The organism is Marinobacter sp. (genome assembly GCF_040882185.1).
In the GTDB taxonomy this organism is placed as follows: domain Bacteria; phylum Pseudomonadota; class Gammaproteobacteria; order Pseudomonadales; family Oleiphilaceae; genus Marinobacter.
Genome location: NZ_JBBEBW010000011.1, coordinates 25,604 through 49,284 on the forward strand (window position 1 = coordinate 25,604; position 23,681 = coordinate 49,284).

The following is a 23,681-nucleotide window of genomic DNA, read 5'->3' on the forward strand; positions in this document are numbered from 1 at the left end:
ATAAACAAGGGCACCCGCGAGGGTGCCCTTGTGACCCACGACACAGGATAAGCGCATTATGTCCGAAACTCCGGAAAAGTCAGAAACTTATCACTCTCCGGATGAAGCGCCGGAAACATTCGAGTCGGGCCTTCCCGGTTTTCTGGGTGTTATAGATGTGGCTATCAGCAAAGTTGAAGCAGTCATGCTGGCTGTGGGGGTTTTGCTGATGGCCACTAACGCGTGCATTAACGTTATTTTGAGGTTTATCTTCGGCGAAGGACTGTTCTTTTCGGGCGAAATCAACCGAATCCTGATCATTCTTATTACCTTTGCGGGTATCGGTTACGCTGCCCGCCATGGTCGGCATATTCGCATGTCGGCCATCTACGATGTGTTGCCGGTATTGGGCCGGAAAATCATGATGGTTATCATCTCTCTGTTCACCAGTCTGGTGATGTTCTTCCTGGTGTACTACTCCGTTGAATATATCTGGGGTGTTTACTCGAAAGGCCGCATTTTGCCAGCGCTCGGGTTCCCTATCTGGTGGATATACATATGGGTTCCGGTCGGCCTCGCGATCACGGGTATTCAGTATTTTCTCACCGCCATCAAGAACATGACCTCGGAGGATGTCTATCTCTCCACCGGTGTAGTGGATGGTTACGCCGACACAGAATCCGAAGTCTGATCCCGGGAACGCTTTAAAAGGACCGCCTCATGGCCATGACCTTGATGTTGATAATGATTGGGTTGCTGTTGATGGGCTTCCCGATGATGATTCCGCTGATCACCGCCTCGGTAGTTGGCTTTTATATGATGTTCGATGGCTTCGGCCAGATGGGAACCTTTATTCAGCAGATGCTGGGGGGTATCCGTCCCGCGTCGCTGATCGCCGTGCCCATGTTTATTCTCGCTGCAGATATTATGACCCGGGGGCAATCCGCTGACCGTCTGATCCACATGGTTATGGCTTTTATTGGCCACATAAAAGGCGGTCTGGCGATTAGCACTGCAACCTCCTGTACACTGTTTGGTGCGGTGTCCGGCTCCACTCAGGCGACCGTTGTTGCAGTGGGTTCACCGCTTCGCCCCAAGTTGCTTAAAGCGGGTTACTCTGACCCTTTTACGCTTGCTTTGATTATCAATTCCAGTGATATCGCGTTTCTGATTCCGCCCAGTATTGGCATGATTATCTATGGGGTTATTTCCCAGACCTCGATTGCCGAATTGTTCATTGCCGGTATCGGTCCTGGCCTTATGATTCTCTTCATGTTTTCACTTTACTGTTTGTTTTACGCCTACAAAAACAATGTACCAACGGAAGCGAAAGCGAGCTGGGGGGAGCGGGCAAAGTCGACTCAACAGGCGCTCTGGCCGCTGTTTTTCCCGGTCATCATTGTAGGCGGTATTTATGGCGGGATTTTCAGCCCGACTGAAGCTGCATCGGTTTGTGTGCTCTATGCGTTCTTCCTGGAATTCATTGTCTTCCGCTCGTTGAAATTGCCAGACATCTACCGGATCGCCAAATCCACCGGTTTGATCACCGCTGTAGTGTTTATTCTGGTGGCTGTGGGTAATGGCTTTTCCTGGATTATTTCCTTTGCTCAGATACCTCAGGCGATTCTCGAGTCAGTCGGCGTCAATGAAGCAGGACCTGTTGGCGTACTGATTGCCATATCCATTTCCTTCTTCGTCGCCTGCATGTTTGTCGATCCCATTGTGGTTATTCTGGTGTTGACACCAATCTTTGCTCCCGCAATTGCTGCAACAGGGCTCGACCCCGTCCATGTAGGTATTCTAATTACCCTACAGGTGGCGATTGGTTCGGCCACACCGCCGTTCGGGTGCGATATTTTTACGGCGATAGCGATCTTTAAACGGCCCTACTGGGAAGTTATCCGTGGCACGCCACCGTTTATCTTTATCCTGATTCTGGCGGCGGCTCTGCTGATTGCTTTCCCGCAAATTTCGCTCTTCCTGCGGGATCTGGCGTTCCGTTGATTTAGCCTTTAACCGATTAGGGGGAGTGGCTGATGTTCAAGAGAATCCTGGTAGCCGTTGATGGGTCAAAAATGTCCATCAAAGCCTTGCAAAAGGGTATTGATCTTCAGAAGCTGACCGATGCAGAACTGCACATTATCTGCGTGTTCAAACATCACAGCCTTGGTGAAGCTTCACTCTCCATGGTGCGGAAAAGTAATCCCCAGATTCCCGATCAGGCCCTGAATGAGCATGCGAAAGAAGTGGTGGGGTTTGCTAAAGATTATGCCAAAGAACACGGTGCAACCCGGGTGCGCGGTTTCGTGAAAGGGGGGCGACCCTCGAAAACCATCGTCAAGTTTGCCAAGGATAAGGAAGTTGATTTAATCGTGATGGGGTCTCGCGGCTCGGACAGTGATAAAGATGGCATTCTTTTGGGCAGCGTTTCCCAGCGGGTGGCCAGTATGGCGAAATGTCCGGTTCTGGTCGTTTAGTTTTATTAATTTCTACCCTTTGTATGCGACCACTTGATTGCGGCCACCTTCCTCGGTTGTTCTGAGCCTCCATTCTGATCACTGCCTGAACTCTGCTAGACTGCGGCGACCCCTATTTGTTCATTGGTGCAGGAGCCCCAGGCCGTGACCCGCAGCTTTTACTGGCATGATTATGAAACTTTTGGCGTCGATCCAGTTCATGATCGACCATCGCAGTTTGCCGGTGTGCGAACCGACCCCGACTTCAATATTATTGAAGACCCGCTGATCATTTACTGCCGTCCCACAGACGATTATCTGCCAGCGCCCGAAGCCTGCCTGATTACTGGGATCACGCCCCAGAAATCCCTGGCAGAGGGGGTTCCGGAGGCGGAATTCATCGCCCGGATCAATGAGGCATTCAGCCAGCCCGGTACCTGTGTGGTCGGTTATAACAGCCTTCGGTTTGATGACGAGGTAACGCGGCACACTCTGTACCGAAATCTGCGCGATCCATACGCGCGGGAATGGCAGAACGGTAATTCCCGGTGGGATATAATTGATATGGTCAGGCTAACATATGCCCTGCGCCCGGAGGGCATCGAGTGGCCGAGAAAAGAAGATGGCACTCCGAGTTTTCGGCTGGAAGCGCTTACTGCGGCTAACGGCATCCGTCATGAAAGTGCCCACGACGCCATGTCCGACGTTCAGGCGACCATGGCGGTGGCAAAACTGATCAAAGACAAACAGCCCAAATTGTTCGATTTTGTATTGAACAATAAAGACAAGCATTCAGCGCGGGCCATGCTGGATACCGCCGCCATGAAGCCGGTTTTCCATGTATCGGCCAAATACCCGGCCAGCAGGGGGTGTTGCGCCCTGGTGGCGCCAGTTGCCGAACACCCGGAGAACAAGAATCTCGTTATCGTCTATGATCTGCGTGAAGACCCCTCTGAGCTAATCAACGCCAGCGTAGGGCAGATCCGGGAGCGGGTGTTTACCTCCCAGGCGGCGTTGGGCGACGGTATTGGCCGGTTTCCGCTTAAAGGTGTTCAACTGAATAAATGCCCGGTGCTTGCCCCAGCCAATATGCTCAAGACGCTGTCCTCAGAAAGGCTTGCAGCGCTGGAGCTGGACGGCGAGACCCTGAGGCAGAATCTGGCGCTTCTGCGCGGTGCACCGGAGTTATCTGCACGCATTGCCCAGGCGTTTGACCGTCCTCATGAAAGCGACTTGACCGATCCGGACGAGCAGCTCTACGCGGGCGGTTTTATCAGTAGAGCCGACCGTGAAAAGCTTGACTGGGTGTTGCGACAGTCGGTGGAAACTCTTGGGGAACAGGAGGTGAGCTTTGGCGATGAGCGCTTGCAGGATTTATTGTTCCGATACCGGGCGCGTAACTATCCGGCCACGTTGACGGCTGAAGAACAGGAGCGCTGGGAGCTCTTTCGCCAACAACGTCTGATGCAGCCCAAGAAAGGTTGGCGGTCAATGGAAGAGTATTTTAAAACACTGCAAACACTGGCCGCCGATCCGGATTTGAGTCCGGAGAAAATGCGTATTCTGGAAGAATTGCATCTCTTCGGTGAATCGCTTATCCCGTATGTTGAATAAGAGAACCGAGGCCTGGCCTCGGCGTAAGAATGCGTCAACGACGGCGAGTAAAGTACACCGATAACGGTTGACCTATCAGGCTCTGGACTCCGTTGCCTAACGCCTCTGCTCTTAATTGTTTCTGCACTGGCTTCAGGGCGAGGGCTTGGCCGTCAGTGTCCTGAGCCTTTACCAGCTTCCAGTCTACTTCGTTACTCATCAGCGACATCAACTGCTCGAGCTGGCGCGTGTCCTGGGGCCGAAACCAGCGGTCTCGACAACCGCCCAAGCCGTAGAAATCCGGCTCTTTCAGCAGCGCCTGCCAGAGCTCATCCTGGGGATTATTCAGTGCCATCCTGCGCAACCGTCTCAGGCTGTTTCGGGTAGGTTTCAGGTCATGCTGCTCAATAAGCTGCAGAATCTGCTGGTCACCCCGGGTTTGCTCAGCGACGGCGGTATGCATATGAACGATACCCCCACTGACAGTTGCGGAATTGACCAGCGCTGCCAGTGAAACATTGGTCATTTGGGCGGAGGGCAGGCGTCCCAATTCCATCCAATGAACCTTGTGGCCGTCGGCGACAAACCGCTGTGCCACAGACCAAGGCCAGAACACGATATTTTGCAGCGCGAGATCTTGTGCGCGATGAGTTGCTTTGGCGATATTGGCTAGGGATTCGTCAACCGCGATGACTTCCACGTCGTCCAAATAATGAGCTAGCTCCAGTGCCCGCTGGCCGGATTCGGCACCACAGATCATGATGCGCAGGGTTGCTGGCAGATCATCGGTGGGTAGCTTCAGGGATGTGTGGATCACTGTCTTCAAACTGCTTTCTGTACGGTAAGCCAGCTGTGTCCAGCTCGGCCAGGCTTGAGGTACGTCCACTTTATCCAGTGTCAGTTCATCGGCCTTTTCATCAAAGTTTTGCTTGAAAGCTTCTTCGGTGGCGCGATCATAATAGCTGGCCGCCATCAACGGTTGCAGCCCGGCGGGCCAGTCCACCAGGTTCCACTGTCCCAGCTGAACGGCAAATGTCTGGTGAAACAGGGCGCCATAGAGGGCGCTGAGAATCAATGAGCCAGCGATGTCATGCGTAGGCTCTGCCATGGCGAGTTGGGCGCTGACGCTTTCGTTCAGGGCCTGGACCAGCAGTTCCTCGTCTTCCGCGCTTACCAGTGCATAGCCGGTACGGTCAACATAACGGGCGATTGCGATGGTCAGGGGCTGCAGTTCATCCCGCAGTTCCGCAGAGTTCGCGACTTCAGTGACGATGGCTCGACGAAGCAGGGTGATCAGGTTTTCAACTGCCGGGTCGGGCATGATGGTTTTCTGAAGCGCGAGTATCAGCAGCTCGTCTTCTGAGGCCGCATTCAGGAATACCTGGGCGTTGGGGTTATCAAGATCGTATTGCTGTCGAATAATGGCCGCGACAAAACCGCCAATTTGCTGATGGGGTAACTCGTCGCGTTGTAAGAGGCGAATGGCATCCTGAGCCAGTTGCTGATCCGCTTTATCAACTGTCAGGTTTTCCGCGCAGGTGAGCATGCCGCTATAGACGGTGGGCCAGTGTAATTCCCTTTCCAGCAGTGAGCGATAGTGCAGGTAAGCTACATCGAAAAAGCCCTGGCGACGTTTGGCGTGGGCGATACCACAAAAAGCGGCGGCGGACTGCCGGTCCAGAGAAAGCGTTTCCTGAAAATAGTGCTCCGCCAATGCTGGGCGCTCGGACGCCAGCGCCCAATAGCCCAGATTAGTGTATTGCTGGGGTTGTTTTGGGTCTTGTTCCAGGCTGGCGTTGAAGTGGGCCTGAGCCAGTTCAAGATGGCCGTCGTCCATCTCTACACGACCCAATAAACCGAGAGCGCGGGCGTCTGTGGGTGCTAATGCCTGGGCCTCCGCCAGCAAAGCACGGCATGCCAGCCTTGCCTCAATGCGTTGGATATGGCGATTTCCCGGGTTATTGGATTCTCCGTAAGCGATGTTCGCTTCCACCAGCAGTCGCGCCACCGTTGCCTGGTCAGAGACCTGTTCGTGAGAATGATGCTGTGCGTACATGGAACACCTCGTCTTATAGGGCCGCAAAGACCTGGGCGGCAATGATCTGCAGTTTTTTGGCATTTTTGCCTTGGTTTAATGGGGTATAGCGAAAGTTGTGCCAGGAATGGGTTTATTCGGGATGGTTGACGGTTGTTGACGTTTTTCACTGGGTAGGCCGCTGAGGCTCGGGCAAGCTCCCGGACAAAACACAGGTGTTTTTGATCGTCCGGGAGCTTGCCCGAGCCTCAGCGGCCCAGATTTTTGAGGGGCAATTGGGGTCAGACCCCAAAATTACAAAATTAAACTGAATCCCTAAACCAGAACAGCCGAGCTTCGAGCCCGGCTGTTCTGCTTACTTAACCAAAGTTGACTATTAACCCTGCAACAGCTGTAACACCTGCTGAGGCCTTGCGTTGGCCTGGGCCAGTACCGACAGACCTGCGGACTGCAGTACCTGGGTGCGGGCCAGTTCCGCCGTTTCGGCCGCAAAGTCTGCGTCGCGGATCCGGCTGTTGGCAGCCGAGAGATTCTCGGAGGTGGTGCTCAGATTGGCAATGGTGGACTCGAAGCGGTTCTGTACCGCACCGAGTTCCGCTCGGAAGCCGTTGATCTTGTCGAAGGCGTAATCGACGGCCACCAATGCGAGCTCAGCGCCTTCGCGAGTTGAAATGTTGAGCTCGTTAACGGACACCGTATTGTCCGCGACGGTGGCATCCAGTTGCTGGTCAACTTCAACAGTGCCATCACCATTAAGATCGGTGGTTATATTGATGGTGTACGCTTCACCGAACTGAGAGGAGAAAATGATCTCGTTGTTTTCGGAGTTCAGGTTGGCGCGAATACCGCTTTCAACAGTTCGCGCATTGACCTGCGCCACAATATCATTCAGCGATGTTGCATCGGCAATGGTGAGTGCTTCGCCATTAAGGTCCACTTCGAATGTTGCAGTCTGGCCGTTTTCAAATCGTTCTGCGAGCGTTATTGGATCGCCTTCGGCCAAAGCGAGTGATTGGGTGAAGGTCGTAGGGGTTGCGTCTGCATCGGTTAAATTAAAATCTGCAGTCAGCGCGACGCCTGTAGCGTTGGTAAATGTCAGGGTGTCATCCGCCGCATTGCCCGCCACTGTTATATCAACCAGGTTGACGTTGGCATCAATCTGTTCCTGGATGTTGGCGGCTAGCGCGGCAGCATCCCCGTATGTCGCAGTATCGATGGTCAGGGTTTCGCCACCGATGTCGATATCGCCGGATAAAGCTGTGGTGTAATCAAACCCAAGTGGGTCGGAGGTACTATCAATTGCTTCAAACCCTGCCACGGTATCCGAGATGCCAGCGGTTGCAATTATGGTTGAACCAATCTGGCTACCACGGGAATCCAACCCGCTCACGCCGATGGTTTCGCCAGCGTTAGCGCCAACTTGGAAGGTCTGCTCACCGAAAGTGCCGTCCAGCACTTTCAGACCGTTAAAGCTGGTCTGGCTGGCAATACGGTTGATTTCGGAAATGCGCTGCTGTACCTCCTGATTCAGTGCCTCTCGGTCCGACGTACTGTTGGTTGCGTTGGCAGACTGAACAGACAACTCGCGGATACGTTGCAGGTTGTTGGTGACTTCATCCAATGCGCCCTCCGCTGTTTGCGCCAGGGATATACCATCGTTGGCATTTCTTTGAGCCATGTTCAGGCCGGTGATCTGGGACTGGAACCGGGTAGAGATGGCCAGGCCCGCAGCGTCATCTTTGGCGGAGTTGATACGCAGCCCCGAAGACAGTCGCTCGAGGGCAACATTGCTGTCTCTCTGGGAGGTGTTCAGGTTGCGCTGTGCGTTGAGCGACGCAATGTTGGTGTTAATGATCTGAGGCATATCGTTTCCCCTTTTACCTGGAAATGCCGGAAACTCAGTGCCCGATCAAAGGACGCCTCGCCGGCCAGTGTTCAATGGAATTGCCGTTTCTCAGAAGGTAAGCGAAGGTTGTGCCACTTTTCGAAATATACATTCAACTATTTGAATATAAAGATTAAAAATATCAAGGATAGATGTTTTTAAATTTGTGTTGCCGGTTTATTGGCAGTCATGAAAGGAAGCCCCTTGCCGCTTTTACATTCCTTAACAATATTCCCCTATTTTTCTCTAAAGGATTCTCAAAGTGGGTCGTTAAGCACTACAGCAGGGCGGCGGCCAGCATTAAGAGAGCGGACGCCAGACCTCTTCAAAGTGTAAACAAACGGTTTAGGAGAAGTATTATGGCTCTCGGTATCAACACCAACGTCGCTTCACTGGCTGCTCAGAACCAACTGAACAAGTCTCAAAGCCAGAATGATCAGGCTCTGCAGCGCCTGTCTTCTGGCTTGCGTATCAACTCCGCCAAGGACGATGCGGCGGGTCTGGCGATCTCAACCCGCTTCTCCGCACAGATTAGCGGTTCCAACGTGGCCCAGCGGAACGCCAACGACGGTATCTCCTTTGCACAAACAGCAGAGGGTGCGCTGGGTGAAATCACCAACGCCCTGTCGCGGATTCGTGACCTGGCGGTTCAGTCTGCCAACGACACTAACTCCGCTTCTGACCGTGAAGCCCTGAACCAGGAAACTAATGCGCTGATCGACGAAGTAAACCGGATTGGGTCAGCCACCCAGTTTAACGGCCAGAACGTTATCGACGGAACGCTGGATGAGTTGGTGTTCCAGGTGGGCGCGAATGCTGGACAGACCATTTCGGTTGCAGGTGTTGACGCACGGGGCTCTCAACTGGGTTCCGACGTTCTTGGCGGTCTTTCTGCTGTCGCACAGAGTGATATTGATGCACTGGCTACCGATAATTTTACGGTAAATGGCGAGGCAGTTGACTTCGCCGCCGGTGCCACAAGTTCGGAGCTCGTTGATGCCATCAACGCGGTGAGTAGTGAGTCAGGTGTGCAGGCTAACCTGAAAGACACCACTGAGTTCGACCTGGGTGCCATTGGTACGGCGTCTTCTGCGGGCGATACAATTAAAATTGATGACACCACGCTCACGCTCGGCGCGGGCGAAACTGTCGACGACATTGCTGCTCGGGTTAATGATGTTAGCAGCGAGACAGGCGTGACCGCGGTGTCTGATGGTACCAACCTCTCGCTGGTGGATGAGGCTGGGGAGAGCTTTACCCTGACAACGACCGGTACTCTTTCCTTCGATAATTTTGCTGCAGCTTCGGCAGAAACTTTTGATGCCGGTATCGAGCTTGAGACGGGTATTGGTGACAATATTATCCTAGAGAGCGACACCGCGACTAATGCGGCTGCCGTTTTCGGTCAAGAAGATAACGTCACTCTGATCACGGATAGTCTGAACCAAGTGGATATTTCCACGCGCGATGGCGCATCTTCAGCGATTACCACCATCGATAAAGCGCTGGACGGTGTTAACAGCATCCGGGCAGAACTCGGTGCGGTGCAGTCACGGTTCGAGTCTACTATCTCTAACCTGGCCTCTACCACTGAGAACCTGAGCGCCGCCAACAGTCGTATCCTGGACGCAGACTTCGCGTCAGAAACCGCTGCCCTGGCCAAGTCACAGGTACTGCAGCAGGCTGGTATTTCGGTACTGGCACAGGCCAACGCGCGGCCTCAGCAGGTTCTGTCCCTCCTGCAGTAATTGGGGCATAGCGGTACAAGCCGGGGCTTTTCTGATAATGAGAAGCTCCGGTTTAACGCCGTTTGAGGATAGCGAGGTGAGCTATGAATGACGTTAACCTGAACAGTCCGGGCCTGAAGCTGGTTCGTTCCAGTGAGCAGGCTCCGGTAAGGGCAATGTCGTCATCTCAGGCCGAAGGCAGGAGTGCCTCAGCCCAGGTTGCGCCATCATCAACTGGCCGTGCGGACCGTGTTCAGTCTCCCTCCGAGGTTCAGGAGCCTTCGAAAGCCGAGCGGCTTGAGAAGCGCAACGAAGCCCAGCGGGATCAACTGGATAGCGCGGTGTCGCAACTGAACGATTTTGTTCAGACCGTCCAGCGGGATCTGCAGTTTGAAGTGAATAACGATCTGGGGCAGACAGTTGTGAAAGTGGTTGACCAGTCTACCCAGGAAGTTATTCGGCAGATTCCGGATGAGGTTGCATTGAGGTTGGCAGAAAACTTGCAGCAGGATGAACCGCTGACGTTATTTAGCATCAAGGTGTAGGAGCTTGCCGCTCCTGGCCTGATGTAAATGACGGATTTTCAGCACCGCCGCACCCGAAAGGTTCGGCGGTGTTCTGCGTTTCGGGGATGGGTTTTTGTTGGCCACGGAACCCACGGAAGTACACGGAAAAATAAAGGAAAAGATTGCTACGAACGACACGGACTTACACAGACACTAGCAGGCGCAAGTTTTTATAAAGAAAATGTTTTGTCTTGTCCGTGTGAGTCCCTGCCGTCCGTGGCTAAAAAGTCTTTCTTCCGTGTCATTCCGTGGTTTCCGTGGCCAGAAAAGGGTCTTCGGCCAGAGTCTTGTTGCAGGCTGTTACAAATCGGTACCGGTATCTGGTCTAAAGGGGCAAAGTTTTGCCGCTTTCTGCCGATAAATTGGACAGAAGCGATTTTCGCTCCCTTGAGGAGACAGGGTTATGTCAATTTCATCATTAGGCATTGGTTCCGGGGTTCTTACCTCCGATCTGGTCGATCAACTGGTTGCGGCGGAGCGTAAGCCCACAGTGCAGCGGCTGGATTTTAACCAGCAGCGTTCCGAGGCTCTGATTTCAGCCTACGGTAAGCTTCGGAGCGCGGTGACTGAGCTGCGCCTGCCCATGCGCCAACTCAGCGCTCCGGACAACCTGAAGGCTTTTTCAGCCACATCTTCCAATGACGGTGTGGCTGTTACCCTCGACAGCGCCAAAGTCAGCCCGGGCAACTATAGCGTTCAAGTTGACAGCCTGGCCAAAGCCCAGTCATTGGCGTCTGGTACCTTTGCAGATAAGGATTCCACATCGATTGGTACCGGTTCGCTGACATTACAGGTTGGTGATGAAACCAAAACCCTTACTATCGACAGTTCAAACGATACGCTCCAGGGGTTGGCAAACGAGATTAATGAGGCTGGCATCGGCGTCTCGGCGGGTGTGGTGGATACCGGGGAGGGTTTCCGGTTGGTGGTGTCATCGGATGAGACCGGTACAACTAACGAGATTTCCATTTCGGTCACCGATGATGACGGCAATAATACGGATACTGCCGGTTTGTCGCAGTTCGTCAATGACGGTACGACCAATAACCTCACAGAAACCGTAGCCGCCAAGGATGCGGTGGTCCAGATCAACGGCATTCAGATCACCCGCTCCAATAACACCATCGATAATGCCATTGACGGCCTGACCTTTGACCTGAATGCAGAAGGTGTTACCTCTGAAGTGAAAGTGGCCCAGGATCTGGACAAAGTATCCGAGCGGGTTCAAGGATTTGTTGATAAATTCAATAGTTTACAATCAGTGATCAAAGAGTTGTCAGGATTTGATGCAGAAGAGGGTCGGGGCAGCCTTCTGACCGGTGATTCCACGATTCGGGGGATTCAGACGCAGCTACGCAATGTGCTGACCCGCGTTGTGCCGGGTCTGGAGAGCGCATCGGTTCGAAGCCTTGCAGACGTTGGCATCACAACGAACTTTGAAACCGGCGGACTGGAGTTCGATGCTGCCATATTCAAAGACCAGTTGGCCAAAAACCCTGACGACGTGACCGCACTCTTTGCAGAGCAGGGCAGGACGACCGATACCCAGGTTGAGTTCGTTCGCAGTGGTCTGGACACGGATCCGGGCACCTACGACATCAACGTGAGCCAGACGGCGACTCAAGGCCTGGTCCGGGGTGATAACGCCCTTGCTGACAATGTCACCATTGATGATAGCAACGATGAACTGACGCTTAAGGTGGATGGGGAAACCTCCGCCAGCCTGAAGCTGACTGCTGGTACTTACGCTACCGCCCAGGATCTGGTGGATGAAATCCAGAACCAGGTTAACGCTAATAATGCATTGAAAGATGCAGGAGCTGCCGTAACAGTCGGGCTGGATGTGGATGGCAAGCTAACGTTCACCTCGACCAAATACGGCAGTGACTCCAATGTGAGTATTACCTCCGTTGAAGATGGCCCTGCCCTGGGGCTGTCAGTGACCACTGGCACCGCAGGTCTGGATGTGGCTGGCACGATCGACGGCCGGGTGGCGGAAGGAGATGGCAAGGTGCTGTTTCTTAAAGGTGGCGATGGCGGGGCCTCTGGCCTGCAAGTCCGTATCGAAGGGGATCAGACCGGGGCTCGGGGTTCCATCACCTTTATTGAAGGCGTCGCCGAGCAGACCGTGGATTTAGTGACTCGCTTTGTTGGGGCCGACGGTACAATCGAAGCCCGTACTGACGGCCTGCAAAGTGAGCTTGAACGAATTCAGGAAGACAGGGTGAGCCTGGAAGAGCGAATCGCATCTTACCGTCAGCGGCTGGTGGACCAGTTCAGCGCCGCCGATGCTTTGATTTCCCGGCTCAACAGCACTCGGGATTACGTAACCCAGCAGTTGGCGGCCCTTGCACCCGGACGCAACAATGACAACTAAACTGTTATAAACTCGATATTTACTATAGTGAATATAATCGGGGCTACATGCTAAAACTGGCTTCAGCCGGTGAAACAAGAGGTCTAGTATGAACGGCTTACAGGCATATCAGCGGGTCAATACCCAAACCAGCATCACGGACGCCGATCCGCACAAGCTCATTCAGTTGCTGTATAACGGTGCTCTTGAACGCATCAATATGGCTAAGGCAAGGGTGCAGGCCAAAGATTTTGAGGGCAAAGGCAAGCTAATCAGTAAGGCCATCGAAATTATCGGGGGCCTTCGAGGTTTTCTGGATTTTGAAAAGGGCGGAGAGCTGGCGGCGCAGTTGGAATCTCTCTACGATTACATGGAGCGGACACTGTTTGACGCGAATGTCAAAAATGACATTGGCAAGTTGGACGAAGTGGCGTCATTATTGCGCCAAGTCAAAGACGGCTGGGACAACATCCGTGACGAGGTCATTCAGAAGCCATCGGAGCAGGCGGCCGTCTGAATGTTTCTGGCTTTTTAACGATGGTTTCTGTCGATGCATCCAGGCAGCGTTATTCGAGGTTCAAGATCTTTTTGCGCTGCTGCGCTGCTTTTTCTTTCCTCCTTTGTCCTCCAAGCGGGGGAAAGCGCTTTTTATAATCCGCTGTCTCCCGCAATATTTGTAACCCCGGATGTTTGGCCCTGGGGTTTCACGAACGATGAGGGGCAGCCTGCAGGGATGCTTCCGCGCTTTACGTCCCGTGTCGCTGCAATCGCCAATGTACCGGTCATTAATGAATTGAGGCCTCATCGCCGGGCGACCACCGAGCTTCAGTCCGGCGAAACTGATTTTGTGGTGTTATTCCAGAGTCCGGTGACCGATGCGGCGGGGGTTCGCGTAGTCAACGTGGTGACGGTAGAGATTCTCCTCGCCGGGGTAGCGGGCTCTCGATACCCTTTAACGATTGACGGCCTCGCTGGCAAGTCGGTTGGTTATATTCGGGGCACCTACTATGGTGAAGCGTTCGAGCGTGACCGGGAGATTGTTAAGGTTCCGGTCAACAGTCTCGAGCAGGCGATTGAGATGTTAAAGCTCGGCCGGCTTGACGCCATGGTTGCCAGCGACCAGTTGTTTTACCACACGCTCGAAGCCATGAAGCTTGCCATTGACGAGTTCCGGACTGATACGGTTATAAATGAGCAGAAAGCCTTTCTGTATATGTCCCGTAAGGCCCAAAACCCCCAACTCTTCAAAGCTATCCGACAAGCCGCCGTCCAAATGCGCGAGAATGGAGAGTTGGAGGAAATATTCCGACTCCCCGAATGACCCCATCTGGCCGCAAGGCCGCCACTGCCGTACAATACGCGCTCTCAATTTAAAATCATCCATTCTGTTTGGTATGGAGCAAGGGCATGTCTGATATTAAGAAGGTGGTACTGGCGTATTCCGGCGGTCTGGACACCTCCGTGATCGTTCGCTGGTTGCAGGATACCTATAACTGCGAAGTTGTTACTTTTACAGCGGATCTGGGGCAGGGCGAGGAAGTTGAACCGGCGCGTGCCAAAGCTGAAGCCCTGGGCGTAAAGGAAATCTTCATTGAGGATCTGCGTGAAGAATTCGTACGGGATTTCGTGTTTCCCATGTTCCGGGCCAACACCGTATATGAAGGCGAATATCTGCTGGGCACCTCTATTGCCCGCCCGTTGATTGCCAAGAAGCTTATCGATATCGCCAACCAGACCGGCGCCGATGCGATTTCTCACGGGGCGACCGGTAAAGGTAACGATCAGGTTCGGTTTGAACTTGGCGCCTATGCACTCAAGCCCGGTGTCCACGTTATCGCTCCCTGGCGTGAGTGGGATCTGAACTCCCGTGAGAAGCTGCTGGCTTATTGCAGGGAACGGGATATCCCCGTCGAAATGAAAAAGGGTAAATCGCCTTATTCCATGGACGCCAACCTGCTGCATATTTCCTATGAGGGCATGGTGCTGGAAGATCCCTGGGCGGAAGCTGAGGAAGATATGTGGCGCTGGAGTGTTGCGCCTGAAAACGCTCCGGATACCCCAACGTACATTGAGCTGACTTACGAGAAGGGCGACATCGTTGCCATTGATGGCCAGCAGATGAAGGCCCACGAAATACTGGCCTACCTGAACAAAGTAGGCGGAGATAACGGCATTGGCCGGCTCGATATCGTTGAGAACCGTTATGTGGGCATGAAATCCCGCGGTTGTTACGAAACGCCGGGCGGTACGATCATGCTTCGCGGACACCGCGCCATTGAGTCCATCACTCTCGACAGAGAAGTGGCGCACCTCAAAGACAGCATCATGCCCCGGTATGCAGAAGTGATCTACAACGGTTACTGGTGGTCGCCGGAGCGGGAAGCGTTGCAGGCGTTGATCGATCAGACCCAGAATTACGTTAATGGCGTGGTACGTTTGAAGTTATACAAGGGCAATGTCGATGTCGTCGGTCGTAAGTCCGATGACTCCCTGTTTGATGAGAAGATCGCCACCTTCGAAGAAGACCAGGGCGCCTACGATCAGAAAGACGCTGAAGGCTTCATCAAGCTCAATGCGCTCAGGTTGCGCATCGCCGCAAGCAAGGGTCGCAAGCTCTGAAGCTATAGCCATAGGCCTCTGGCGTTAGGGGTCACCTTTTGACGCTGCATAAAAAGCGCGTAGCCAGTCTCATCCGGGATGGTTGCGCGCTTTTTTTTCGTTTCTGTATTCCCCTGGTGGCACCCCTGCCGAACTCTTGAATTTTCGATGAAAGGAGGCGGTCTCGCTGAATCCCAATCGCAGGGCTATTTCCGGTATCGGGAGGTTACTGCGGGTCAGGTATTCCTCTGCCATCTTTTGTCTGACCTCGTCCAGCAGTTCCTGGTATGACACCCCCTCAAGACTGAGCTTGCGCTGAAGGGTGCGGCTGGTCATGCCGAGATGATCGGCGATCATGTCCTGGCGGGTAATACCGTGGAGCAATTGCTGCTGGATGCAGTGTTTTACTCGGGTGGTCAAGGCGGTATCGGTCGCCAGGGTTGCGAGCTGATTCTGCGCATGAGCTTCCAGCGTTTTGCGAAGTAGCGGGTCAGGTTGGCGTAATGAGGTTGCTAGCAAGCTTCGCTCCAGAACAACGGCGTTCTCGGCGGCAGCAAATTGAATAGGGCAATGCCAACGATCACTGTAGGCTTTTTCGTACTCCGGGCCGGGTGACGGTCTTTCAAGCAGAACTTTTGCTGGCGACGCTTCTGGATCGTCAGCGAGCCAGCGGGCGTACTTGATCCAGGAAGCAAAAACATTATCGACGAGGTGAGGTCTGACAATGCTATCGGTATAGGCGCATTGCCAGACGAGTCGAATTTGATCGCCTTCCCCCATTACTTGAGTGGTGCCCATATCACCCACAAGCTTCTCAAAGGGCCCAATGCGTGCCACAGCTTCAGCCAGGGTGGCGCAGCTCATGGTGATGTAGCCAAGTACACTGTATGTACCTGGCTGTACAAAGTCGCCCGTTTCCAGCCCAAGGATCGGGTTGCCTGATCGCTCTGACAGTAGGTGGATGAAGGTTTGCAGTTGCTCGCCCGAAATGCGGCCTTCGTCGCTCTCAAGAATGGCGGAAGTGAGCCCGGTTTGGCCGAGTAACGCTTCGGCATCAATTCCGGCCGAAGTCGCAGCACGCACATATTGGCGCATGGCCGCAACAGAGGCGGTTCCGAGGTGTCGCATAAGCAATGAGGGCCTGGACAATGGGGTGGAGATTGTTATTCGCTAAAGTGTGGGCGTTCGAGGGGAAATTAACAATACGGAAATAAAAAAGCCAGCTCGAGAGCTGGCCTAAAATTTCAAGGAAAGAACGAAAGTGCCTAAAATTCGTTTAACCGGGGATTCACCCATTTAACAGTGGAGGGACAACTTAACTCCCGAGGGGACTACTTGACTCCCTAAGGGACTGCTTAACTCCTCCACCATGGGCGGATACTGCTTGAATCCACAATTGCAGAATACTGCTGCCAAGCCCCTGAGTCTGTTGAAAAAGTGTGTCGCCCTGTTACAAATTGTGGAGGCGTACATTTGTTGGCCTCGTCAGGCATTTTCGGACAGATCCGGTACGGTCTCGGTGAAGCGCCGGGTTTCGTAGGCGTCCACGAGTCCCTGCACGGCTGCACGTTCCATTTCCTGCACGGAGGGGGTGCCTTTCTGAGCATCAGCCTTGCAAAGGGCCATCCCGGCTTCTACCGAAATATAGCCCGCCGTGGTTTTTAGTGCCTTATGATTGATGCCATCGTACACCCGTCGGAAGGCCGTGGTAGTGCAGTGGTCGCTGTGGGAAAAGTGAGCAATGATGACGTATTGATTATCGCCCACGCGGCACAGGGCGTCCAGGGGTCGGATCAGGTGGCTCAGGCGACGGCCAATCCCGATTGCGAGCTCGCTCATGATGGCAGCGCTGTGCTGCCGCTTCAGACTTTGCCAGTTCCGAATGCCGATCAGAACGTAAGCCGAAGCACCGCCACGGGATTCTGCTTGCCGCAAACTTTTACCCAGGCGTTCCCGGGCATAGCGGTTGTTGCACAGCCCGGTTTCCAGGTTAATGATGCTGCTGGCTTCGAGCTCGCGGTTGTTCTCCATCAGCAGGGAGTTGGCAGTCAGCAGCGTATTCTGCCGGTCCGCCATTCGGTCAGCGGCGAAAACGCGGGAGATCAGCTGTTTGCTCATGTCCGACTTATAGATGAAATCATCCACCCCCCGGTCGAAGGCTTCTGACAGCGCGTCTACACTCTCCCGGGCGGTGAGCAGAATAATATAGGTGTAGTGGTTTTCCTGCTCGTCCTGTTGCCGAACCCGGTCAGTGAGCTCCAGGCCGTCCATTTCCGGCATCAGCCAATCCGCAATCAGCACACTGACTGACCGTTCTTCGATCATGGTCAGGGCAGCAGGTGCATTGTTGGCAACGCGCACATCGCGATAGCCAGCATTATTAAGCGCACGGCTAACCACCATGCTGCTGAATTTGGCGTCGTCAACGACGAGAATCGGAAGGTCAAGATTTGGCATTGTTATCTAATACTCACCAGTCCATTGTCAGATGCGGTGCCCGCTGTCTCTTGGTATGCTTTGGCACCTCCACATTCGCAAGCGAGTCATTATAACGTTTAACAGACACTGTGATGTTCATAAATGTAAAACATCCCTCATTTCCGGAGTATGACTATGCCATCCTTTGATATTGTCTCTGAAATAGATATGCACGAAGTAACCAACGCCGTCGACCAGACCAAGCGCGACTTGGGCAACCGTTGGGATTTTAAAAACGTCGATGCCTCGGTAGAGCTTGATGACAAAGGCATCACCCTCAGCGCAGAGCAGGAGTTCCAGCTTGAGCAATTGATGGACATGCTGAGAATGGCCTTCGCAAAGCGCAATATTGATGGCCGTGCGATTACCGAGGACGGTGACAGTAAATCCGGCAAACTGGTCAAGCAACACCTGGTTTTGCGCCAGGGTATTGAAACCGATATGGCGAAGAAGATCGTGAAAATGATCAAGGATGCGAAGCTCAAGGTGCAGGCCGCCATTCAAGGTGACAAAGTCCGGGTGACGGGTAAAAAGCGGGATGACTTGCAGGATGTCATGGCGATGCTGCGTGAGTCTGATCTTGACCTGCCGCTTCAGTTCAATAACTTCCGCGACTAAACGGAGAATTCCTGATCACTACTCAAGCCCGGCCCAGGTTACTGCGCGCAGCACTTCATACGTTTACCCGATGGCAGGTTATTGCCATGCTGTTTCTCGGCTTCTCTGCCGGATTGCCCTTCTTGCTTGTGTTCTCGACCCTGAACGCCCGGCTTGCAGATATTGGCGTTGAAACCGCCACCATCGGGTTCTTTAGCTGGCTGGGGATTACCTACTCGATCAAAGTGGTCTGGGCGCCTGTGGTTGACCGCCTCAGGCTGCCGCTGCTGGACAGACTGTTAGGCAAGCGTCGCAGCTGGATGATTCTCGCTCAGTCTGGCGTTGCTCTGGGGTTGGTGTTGATGGCCCAGGTTGATGCTGTCACCGCGCCAACCATGATGGCCCTCTGTGGCTTAATGGTGGCCTTTTCGTCCGCCACTCAGGATGTGGCAATCGACGCCTACCGTATAGAAATTGCCGAGCCGCGTCTGCAGGCCGCACTGGCTGCCACCTATATCTTTGGTTACCGTTTGGCTTTGCTTGTAGCTGGGGCAGGGGCTTTGTATCTCGCCGAGTTCTGGTCGTGGCAAGTGTCTTACGAGGTTATGGCGGTGTTGATGGGCGTCGGTGCCCTGACGGTGCTGGTTATCCGGGAGCCAGCAGTCAATCATCATAGTGTGGCGGAAGATCTTGCTGTTACAGTGGCACGGGAGACCGCCAAGCGGGCGCATCTTTCTCCGCGTGTGGCTCGGCTTGCAGGCTGGTTTTCTGCCGCTATCGCCGGACCGTTCGTGGATTTCTTCCGGCGCTATCGTGAGCTGTCACTTTTTATTCTGGTGCTGGTGGCACTTTATCGCATCAGCGATATTTCCATGGGCGTTATGGCAAACCCGTTCTATCTGACGTTTATGGGTTTTTCGAAAACCGAAGTGGCGGATGTAACCAAGATATTCGGGTTCTTTATGACCATTGGTGGCTCCATTTTGGGCGGCCTGTTGGTGGTCCGGTATGGGGTGCGTCCCATATTAGTCGCCGGTGCTGTGCTGACGGCCGCGACCAACTTGCTGTTTGTAGTCGTCGCGCAGTTACCACCTGATATTGTCCTGCTCGCAGTGGTCGTCAGCGCAGATAATCTGAGTGGCGGGATTGCCAACGTTGCACTTATCGCGTGGCTTTCGAGTATGACCAGCGCCTCGTTCACGGCGACCCAGTATGCCTTGTTCAGTTCCTTGATGACGCTGCCGGGTAAGTTCATAGGCGGCTTTTCCGGCATGGTGGTGTTCAATTACGGTTACACCGAATTCTTCTTTATTGCTGCTGTGATGGGTGTACCCGCGATCCTTTTGTCCTGGTGGCTAATGGGGAAGGGCGAGCGGCTGGATGCGCTTTCACCGGCTACTAACAGCACAGAAGATGTGGGGCCTGAAGAACACGCCGGTGAGGGTCAGGGTTCCCATCGGTAGCGGGCCATGGAAACCCGGCCGTCGGCCACTTCAACGCCTTCGTGCTGCAAGCTTTCGGACTGTCGTATATAGGCGTGAGTGCCGGGTTTGAAAGCCAGCCGCCCATCGCTTTTCAATACGCGGTACCAGGGCACTTCCGAGCCGGGCGGTAGTTTACCCAGCGCCCGGCCTACATATCGGGCAAGACCTGGCAGCCCAGCCAGGCGGGCGACCTGACCGTAGTTGGCTACCCGCCCCTCAGGAATCGACCAGACGACCTGCCAGATCATCTGGTCACGAGTCGGCAGGTCGTCCGGTGAGCAGGTGTCAGAGTCGGAGTGCGCCATCAACTTCAATTATTCGCCCTGAAAGATAGTCATTCTCGAAGATAAAAGCCGCGGTAAAGGCGATTTCATCTGGTTTGCCCATTCGTTTAAGAGGAATGGAAGCCGTCATTCTCTCCAATGCTTCTGGTTTCATAGACTGCGTCATTTCAGTTTCAATAAAGCCTGGGGCAATGCCCATGACGCGAATACCGTGACGTGCCAATTCTTTCGCCCAGACGGGGACCAGCGTGGCAACGCCTGCTTTTGCAGAGGAATAGTTGCTTTGCCCCATGTTACCCGCGCGGGAAATGCTGGCGATGTTGATGATAGCGCCGTGATCACCATTTTGAATCATGTGGGTCGCCGCCTCCCGACCGCACAGGAAAACGCCGGTCAGGTTAACGTCGATCACCGACTGCCATTCACTCAGGCTCATACGCTTGACGATTTCACCCTCTTTGACCTTGACCAACATGCCGTCCCGAAGGATGCCTGCGTTATTGATTAGGCCATTGATTTTGCCGAAATCCCGCTGGATGGCTGTAAATGTCTCCTCGACGTCGGGTTCCCTGGCGACGTTACAGACGTACGACCGGGCGTCGCCACCAGCGACTTTGCAGGCAGTTACGGCTTCGTCGAGTTTTTCCGGCATCAGATCAATCAGTGCCAGGCTTGCGCCCTTTGCTGCGAAGTACTCAGCCATTGCACGGCCCAGTCCCTGACCGCCACCGGTAATTGCAATTACAGAATCTTGAAGTTTCATCTTGCGCCCTAATAAACCTGGTAGATAGCCATTGGGTTTGGAGGAGGGTCGGCTCAGCCGTCTCCCTTTTCGTGCACAATATGATGCCCGTTCATCCCCTGCTTGTCGAAGGATGGGTCGAATCGGGCCTTGAATGATACTGGGAAAAGGCTGTGTTCGTTATGGGCATTTTTTTATTGATTTTTATTATTCTGCCCATTGTTGAGATGGCGATTCTCATCAAGGTTGGCACCGTTATTGGCGCGCTCAGTACGATAGGGCTGGTCTTGCTGACCGCGATTATCGGGGCCGCACTGTTGCGTCAGCAGGGTCTGGCAACACTCTTGCGGGCCAATCAGCGCATTAACAGCGGTGAGTTACCTGCCCGCGAAGTGGCCGAAGGCCTTATTCTGGCCGTCGGTGGCGCACTACTACTGACTCCCGGGTTTGTCACCGACGCGATTGGATTGCTCTGCCTGATTCCGTTTACCCGTCAGTGGTTTGCGTCTCACGCACTTAAACGCATGGTGGTGGCATCCGGTAGTACCCAGAGCTTTCGTTTCACAGGGGGGCAGGGCGATCCATTCGGCAGCGGTAATGCTTTTGGTGGCGGTTCTGCAGCCGACGATGACGTAATCGAGGGCGAGTACCGTGAGGAACGTGAGGGCGCGAACAAGTCATCGGATCGGCTCGAAAAAAAGTGAATTTTTTTTTGGAAGACCGTTGAAAATAACCGCACAACCTCCATATAGAAACCACAAGTTTGCTGGGGCGGATAAGCGCCCTGAAAACAGGTGCTTATCGGCTCTGGCTTTTACGCAAACGTCATTGCCAAACACAATCTGACTTTGGAGACATCGAGCAATGAAAATTCGTCCGTTACATGACCGTGTTGTCGTGCGTCGTAAAGAAGAAGAAGAGAAAACTGCAGGTGGCATCGTGCTGCCGGGCAACGCCAAAGAGAAGCCTTCCCAGGGCGACGTTCTCGCAGTGGGCAATGGCCGTATCCTCGAAAATGGCGAAACCCGTGCGTTAGCAGTCAATGTCGGTGACACCGTAGTGTTCGGCCAGTATGCCGGCAACACTGTGAAAATCGACGGTGAAGACCTGCTCATCATGAGCGAGAGCGACATTTACGGCGTGCTGGAAAAATAATCCGGCAAGCTGACTCTTTGCAACTGACGGTTCGGTTGTAAATGAAACCGAAATAACGATTGGGTTTAACGAATAGGGAACATAGTGATATGGCAGCTAAAGATATCAAGTTTGGTGACAGCGCACGCAAGCGCATGGTTGCAGGCGTTAACGTTCTGGCTGACGCCGTTAAAGTAACGCTTGGCCCCAAGGGTCGTAACGTTGTAATCGACAAGTCGTTTGGCGCACCGACCGTAACCAAAGATGGTGTATCGGTTGCAAAGGAAATCGAATTGCGTGACAAGTTCGAGAACATGGGCGCGCAGATGGTCAAGGAAGTTGCTTCCCAGACCAACGATACCGCAGGCGATGGTACCACCACTGCAACAGTTCTGGCCCAGTCCATCCTGAACGAAGGCATCAAAGCGGTCACCGCTGGCATGAACCCGATGGATCTGAAGCGCGGCATTGACAAGGCGACCCAGGTTGCAGTCAAAGCCATTCATGCAGCCGCCAAGCCCTGTGACGATAGCCGTAACATTGCTCAGGTTGGCACCATCTCTGCCAACGGCGATGAGACCATCGGCAAGATCATTGCTGACGCCATGGAGCGTGTAGGCAAAGAAGGCGTCATTACTGTCGAGGAAGGCCGTGGCCTGGAAGACGAGCTGGACGTAGTAGAAGGCATGCAGTTCGATCGCGGCTACCTGTCCCCATACTTCATTAATAACCAGGACAACATGTCTGCCGAGCTGGACGAGCCTTACATCCTGCTGGTTGACAAGAAAATCTCCAACATTCGTGAGCTGCTGCCAGTGCTGGAAAGCGTTGCCAAAGCAGGCAAGCCGCTGATGATTATTGCGGAAGACATTGAAGGCGAAGCGCTGGCTACGCTGGTCGTCAACAACATGCGCGGTATTGTCAAAGTAGCGGCCGTGAAAGCGCCGGGCTTTGGTGATCGTCGCAAGGAAATGCTGCAGGACATCGCCATTCTCACTGGCGGCACAGTGATCTCCGAGGAAGTCGGTCTTAGCCTTGAAAGCACTACGCTGGATGACCTTGGTACTGCCAAACGCGTCAACATCACCAAGGAAAACACCACCATCATCGATGGCGCCGGTGCCGAGGCTGATATCGAAGCGCGTGTAGATCAGGTCCGCAGGCAGATTGAAGACAGCAGCTCCGACTACGACAAAGAGAAGCTTCAGGAGCGTGTAGCCAAGCTTGCGGGCGGCGTTGCCGTTGTCAAGGTTGGCGCAGGCTCTGAAGTAGAAATGAAAGAGAAAAAAGCTCGCGTGGAAGATGCTCTGCACTCCACCCGCGCTGCCGTTGAAGAAGGCATTGTCGCAGGTGGTGGCGTTACTCTGGTTCGTGCCCTGAACGCACTGACTGAAGTAGCGGTAGACAACGAAGACCAGAGGGTCGGCGTAAACATTCTGCGTCGCGCCATGGAAGCACCACTGCGCCAGATCGTGACCAATGCCGGCGGAGAAGCGTCCGTTGTAATGGACAAGATCCGCCAGGGTGAAGGCACCTTCGGCTATAACGCAGCGACCGGCGAGTTCGGTGACATGCTCGAAATGGGTATTCTCGACCCCGCCAAGGTCACTCGTTCAGCATTGCAGGCCGCTGCCTCGATCGCTGGCTTGATGATCACCACCGAAGCCATGATCACCGACGAGCCGGAAGACGAGAAGTCTGGTGGCATGCCGGATATGGGTGGCATGGGTGGAATGGGCGGTATGGGCGGCATGATGTAAGGCTGCC

At 53.9% G+C, this 23,681-nt stretch carries 21 protein-coding genes; 15 read left to right on the top strand and 6 right to left on the bottom strand.

What is annotated here, in order from left to right; genetic code table 11:
- Positions 1-58 precede the first annotated feature (58 nt).
- From WEB64_RS07555 to sbcB, 4 genes are all read left to right on the top strand, one after another.
- Entirely contained in the window at positions 59-670 is a 612-nt protein-coding gene (locus tag WEB64_RS07555) for a TRAP transporter small permease (protein WP_368060918.1), read from the top strand.
- A gap of 29 nt (positions 671-699) precedes the next feature.
- Positions 700-1,983 carry a TRAP transporter large permease gene (locus WEB64_RS07560; protein WP_368060917.1) on the top strand — a complete coding sequence of 428 codons (1,284 nt, stop codon included), beginning with the start codon at positions 700-702 and terminating at the stop codon, positions 1,981-1,983.
- Between the two features lie 32 nt (positions 1,984-2,015).
- Positions 2,016-2,456, top strand: coding sequence for a universal stress protein (locus WEB64_RS07565; protein ID WP_368060915.1), 441 nt, complete (start codon positions 2,016-2,018; stop codon positions 2,454-2,456).
- Between the two features lie 144 nt (positions 2,457-2,600).
- Positions 2,601-4,049 carry an exodeoxyribonuclease I gene (sbcB, locus tag WEB64_RS07570; RefSeq protein WP_368060913.1) on the top strand — a complete coding sequence of 483 codons (1,449 nt, stop codon included), beginning with the start codon at positions 2,601-2,603 and terminating at the stop codon, positions 4,047-4,049.
- Positions 4,050-4,083: 34 nt separating this feature from the next.
- Here the strand turns inward: sbcB and WEB64_RS07575 are convergent, their stop codons facing one another.
- Positions 4,084-6,084, bottom strand: a complete 2,001-nt coding sequence (locus WEB64_RS07575) for a tetratricopeptide repeat protein (protein ID WP_368060911.1) — start codon at positions 6,082-6,084, stop codon at positions 4,084-4,086.
- A gap of 355 nt (positions 6,085-6,439) precedes the next feature.
- Positions 6,440-7,927 carry a flagellin gene (locus tag WEB64_RS07580; RefSeq protein ID WP_368060909.1) on the bottom strand — a complete coding sequence of 496 codons (1,488 nt, stop codon included), beginning with the start codon at positions 7,925-7,927 and terminating at the stop codon, positions 6,440-6,442.
- A 380-nt stretch (positions 7,928-8,307) separates the two neighbouring features.
- Here WEB64_RS07580 and WEB64_RS07585 point away from each other — a divergent pair, with 380 nt between their 5' ends.
- From WEB64_RS07585 to WEB64_RS07610, 6 genes are all read left to right on the top strand, one after another.
- The gene (locus WEB64_RS07585; RefSeq protein ID WP_368065551.1) at positions 8,308-9,696 is read left to right on the top strand and encodes a flagellin; all 1,389 of its coding nucleotides are present in this window, start codon (positions 8,308-8,310) and stop codon (positions 9,694-9,696) included.
- Positions 9,697-9,779: 83 nt separating this feature from the next.
- Positions 9,780-10,220, top strand: a complete 441-nt coding sequence (locus tag WEB64_RS07590; RefSeq protein WP_368058483.1) for a flagellar protein FlaG — start codon at positions 9,780-9,782, stop codon at positions 10,218-10,220.
- A 424-nt stretch (positions 10,221-10,644) separates the two neighbouring features.
- Positions 10,645-12,618, top strand: a complete 1,974-nt coding sequence (fliD, locus tag WEB64_RS07595) for a flagellar filament capping protein FliD (RefSeq protein ID WP_368058481.1) — start codon at positions 10,645-10,647, stop codon at positions 12,616-12,618.
- Between the two features lie 88 nt (positions 12,619-12,706).
- Positions 12,707-13,114, top strand: a complete 408-nt coding sequence (gene fliS, locus WEB64_RS07600; RefSeq protein WP_368058479.1) for a flagellar export chaperone FliS — start codon at positions 12,707-12,709, stop codon at positions 13,112-13,114.
- A gap of 33 nt (positions 13,115-13,147) precedes the next feature.
- The gene (locus WEB64_RS07605; RefSeq protein WP_368058477.1) at positions 13,148-13,918 is read left to right on the top strand and encodes a substrate-binding periplasmic protein; all 771 of its coding nucleotides are present in this window, start codon (positions 13,148-13,150) and stop codon (positions 13,916-13,918) included.
- Between the two features lie 86 nt (positions 13,919-14,004).
- Positions 14,005-15,216 (top strand): argininosuccinate synthase, encoded by a 1,212-nt coding sequence (locus tag WEB64_RS07610; RefSeq protein ID WP_368058475.1) that lies wholly within the window; start codon positions 14,005-14,007, stop codon positions 15,214-15,216.
- Between the two features lie 69 nt (positions 15,217-15,285).
- On the opposite strand, the gene WEB64_RS07615 is transcribed toward WEB64_RS07610, so the two are convergent.
- Positions 15,286-16,323 carry an AraC family transcriptional regulator gene (locus WEB64_RS07615; RefSeq protein WP_368058473.1) on the bottom strand — a complete coding sequence of 346 codons (1,038 nt, stop codon included), beginning with the start codon at positions 16,321-16,323 and terminating at the stop codon, positions 15,286-15,288.
- Positions 16,324-16,680: 357 nt separating this feature from the next.
- On the bottom strand, positions 16,681-17,652 hold the full coding sequence (locus WEB64_RS07620; RefSeq protein ID WP_368058471.1) for a response regulator: 972 nt from the start codon (positions 17,650-17,652) through the stop codon (positions 16,681-16,683).
- Between the two features lie 156 nt (positions 17,653-17,808).
- Here WEB64_RS07620 and WEB64_RS07625 point away from each other — a divergent pair, with 156 nt between their 5' ends.
- A complete protein-coding gene (locus WEB64_RS07625) occupies positions 17,809-18,291 on the top strand; it encodes a YajQ family cyclic di-GMP-binding protein (protein WP_368058469.1) in 483 nt (160 codons plus the stop codon).
- An 86-nt stretch (positions 18,292-18,377) separates the two neighbouring features.
- Positions 18,378-19,733 carry an MFS transporter gene (locus WEB64_RS07630; RefSeq protein ID WP_368058467.1) on the top strand — a complete coding sequence of 452 codons (1,356 nt, stop codon included), beginning with the start codon at positions 18,378-18,380 and terminating at the stop codon, positions 19,731-19,733.
- Here WEB64_RS07630 and WEB64_RS07635 read toward each other — a convergent pair.
- The gene (locus WEB64_RS07635) at positions 19,715-20,059 is read right to left on the bottom strand and encodes an MGMT family protein (protein WP_368058465.1); all 345 of its coding nucleotides are present in this window, start codon (positions 20,057-20,059) and stop codon (positions 19,715-19,717) included. The genes WEB64_RS07630 and WEB64_RS07635 overlap by 19 nt on opposite strands.
- Positions 20,040-20,801, bottom strand: a complete 762-nt coding sequence (locus WEB64_RS07640) for an SDR family oxidoreductase (RefSeq protein ID WP_368058463.1) — start codon at positions 20,799-20,801, stop codon at positions 20,040-20,042. Before WEB64_RS07640 ends, WEB64_RS07635 begins: the two co-directional genes overlap by 20 nt.
- A gap of 161 nt (positions 20,802-20,962) precedes the next feature.
- On the opposite strand from WEB64_RS07640, the gene WEB64_RS07645 reads away from it, so the two are divergent.
- The 3 genes from WEB64_RS07645 to groL all read left to right on the top strand — a co-directional run bounded on the left by WEB64_RS07645 (position 20,963) and on the right by groL (position 23,674).
- Complete coding sequence (locus WEB64_RS07645) at positions 20,963-21,484, top strand: FxsA family protein (RefSeq protein WP_368058461.1); 522 nt, start codon at positions 20,963-20,965, stop codon at positions 21,482-21,484.
- Positions 21,485-21,644: 160 nt separating this feature from the next.
- Positions 21,645-21,935 (top strand): co-chaperone GroES, encoded by a 291-nt coding sequence (groES, locus tag WEB64_RS07650; protein WP_368058459.1) that lies wholly within the window; start codon positions 21,645-21,647, stop codon positions 21,933-21,935.
- Positions 21,936-22,024: 89 nt separating this feature from the next.
- On the top strand, positions 22,025-23,674 hold the full coding sequence (gene groL, locus WEB64_RS07655) for a chaperonin GroEL (protein WP_368058457.1): 1,650 nt from the start codon (positions 22,025-22,027) through the stop codon (positions 23,672-23,674).
- Positions 23,675-23,681 lie beyond the last annotated feature (7 nt).

Coding starts and splice junctions, on each gene's coding strand:
- WEB64_RS07555 (WP_368060918.1), top strand. CDS start 59: ATGTCCGAAACTCCGGAAAAGTCAGAAACTTATCACTCTCCGGATGAA.
- WEB64_RS07560 (WP_368060917.1), top strand. CDS start 700: ATGGCCATGACCTTGATGTTGATAATGATTGGGTTGCTGTTGATGGGC.
- WEB64_RS07565 (WP_368060915.1), top strand. CDS start 2,016: ATGTTCAAGAGAATCCTGGTAGCCGTTGATGGGTCAAAAATGTCCATC.
- WEB64_RS07575 (WP_368060911.1), bottom strand. CDS start 6,084: ATGTACGCACAGCATCATTCTCACGAACAGGTCTCTGACCAGGCAACG.
- WEB64_RS07580 (WP_368060909.1), bottom strand. CDS start 7,927: ATGCCTCAGATCATTAACACCAACATTGCGTCGCTCAACGCACAGCGC.
- WEB64_RS07585 (WP_368065551.1), top strand. CDS start 8,308: ATGGCTCTCGGTATCAACACCAACGTCGCTTCACTGGCTGCTCAGAAC.
- WEB64_RS07590 (WP_368058483.1), top strand. CDS start 9,780: ATGAATGACGTTAACCTGAACAGTCCGGGCCTGAAGCTGGTTCGTTCC.
- fliD (WP_368058481.1), top strand. CDS start 10,645: ATGTCAATTTCATCATTAGGCATTGGTTCCGGGGTTCTTACCTCCGAT.
- fliS (WP_368058479.1), top strand. CDS start 12,707: ATGAACGGCTTACAGGCATATCAGCGGGTCAATACCCAAACCAGCATC.
- WEB64_RS07605 (WP_368058477.1), top strand. CDS start 13,148: ATGCATCCAGGCAGCGTTATTCGAGGTTCAAGATCTTTTTGCGCTGCT.
- WEB64_RS07610 (WP_368058475.1), top strand. CDS start 14,005: ATGTCTGATATTAAGAAGGTGGTACTGGCGTATTCCGGCGGTCTGGAC.
- WEB64_RS07615 (WP_368058473.1), bottom strand. CDS start 16,323: ATGCGACACCTCGGAACCGCCTCTGTTGCGGCCATGCGCCAATATGTG.
- WEB64_RS07620 (WP_368058471.1), bottom strand. CDS start 17,652: ATGCCAAATCTTGACCTTCCGATTCTCGTCGTTGACGACGCCAAATTC.
- WEB64_RS07625 (WP_368058469.1), top strand. CDS start 17,809: ATGCCATCCTTTGATATTGTCTCTGAAATAGATATGCACGAAGTAACC.
- WEB64_RS07630 (WP_368058467.1), top strand. CDS start 18,378: ATGCTGTTTCTCGGCTTCTCTGCCGGATTGCCCTTCTTGCTTGTGTTC.
- WEB64_RS07635 (WP_368058465.1), bottom strand. CDS start 20,059: ATGGCGCACTCCGACTCTGACACCTGCTCACCGGACGACCTGCCGACT.
- WEB64_RS07640 (WP_368058463.1), bottom strand. CDS start 20,801: ATGAAACTTCAAGATTCTGTAATTGCAATTACCGGTGGCGGTCAGGGA.
- WEB64_RS07645 (WP_368058461.1), top strand. CDS start 20,963: ATGGGCATTTTTTTATTGATTTTTATTATTCTGCCCATTGTTGAGATG.
- groES (WP_368058459.1), top strand. CDS start 21,645: ATGAAAATTCGTCCGTTACATGACCGTGTTGTCGTGCGTCGTAAAGAA.
- groL (WP_368058457.1), top strand. CDS start 22,025: ATGGCAGCTAAAGATATCAAGTTTGGTGACAGCGCACGCAAGCGCATG.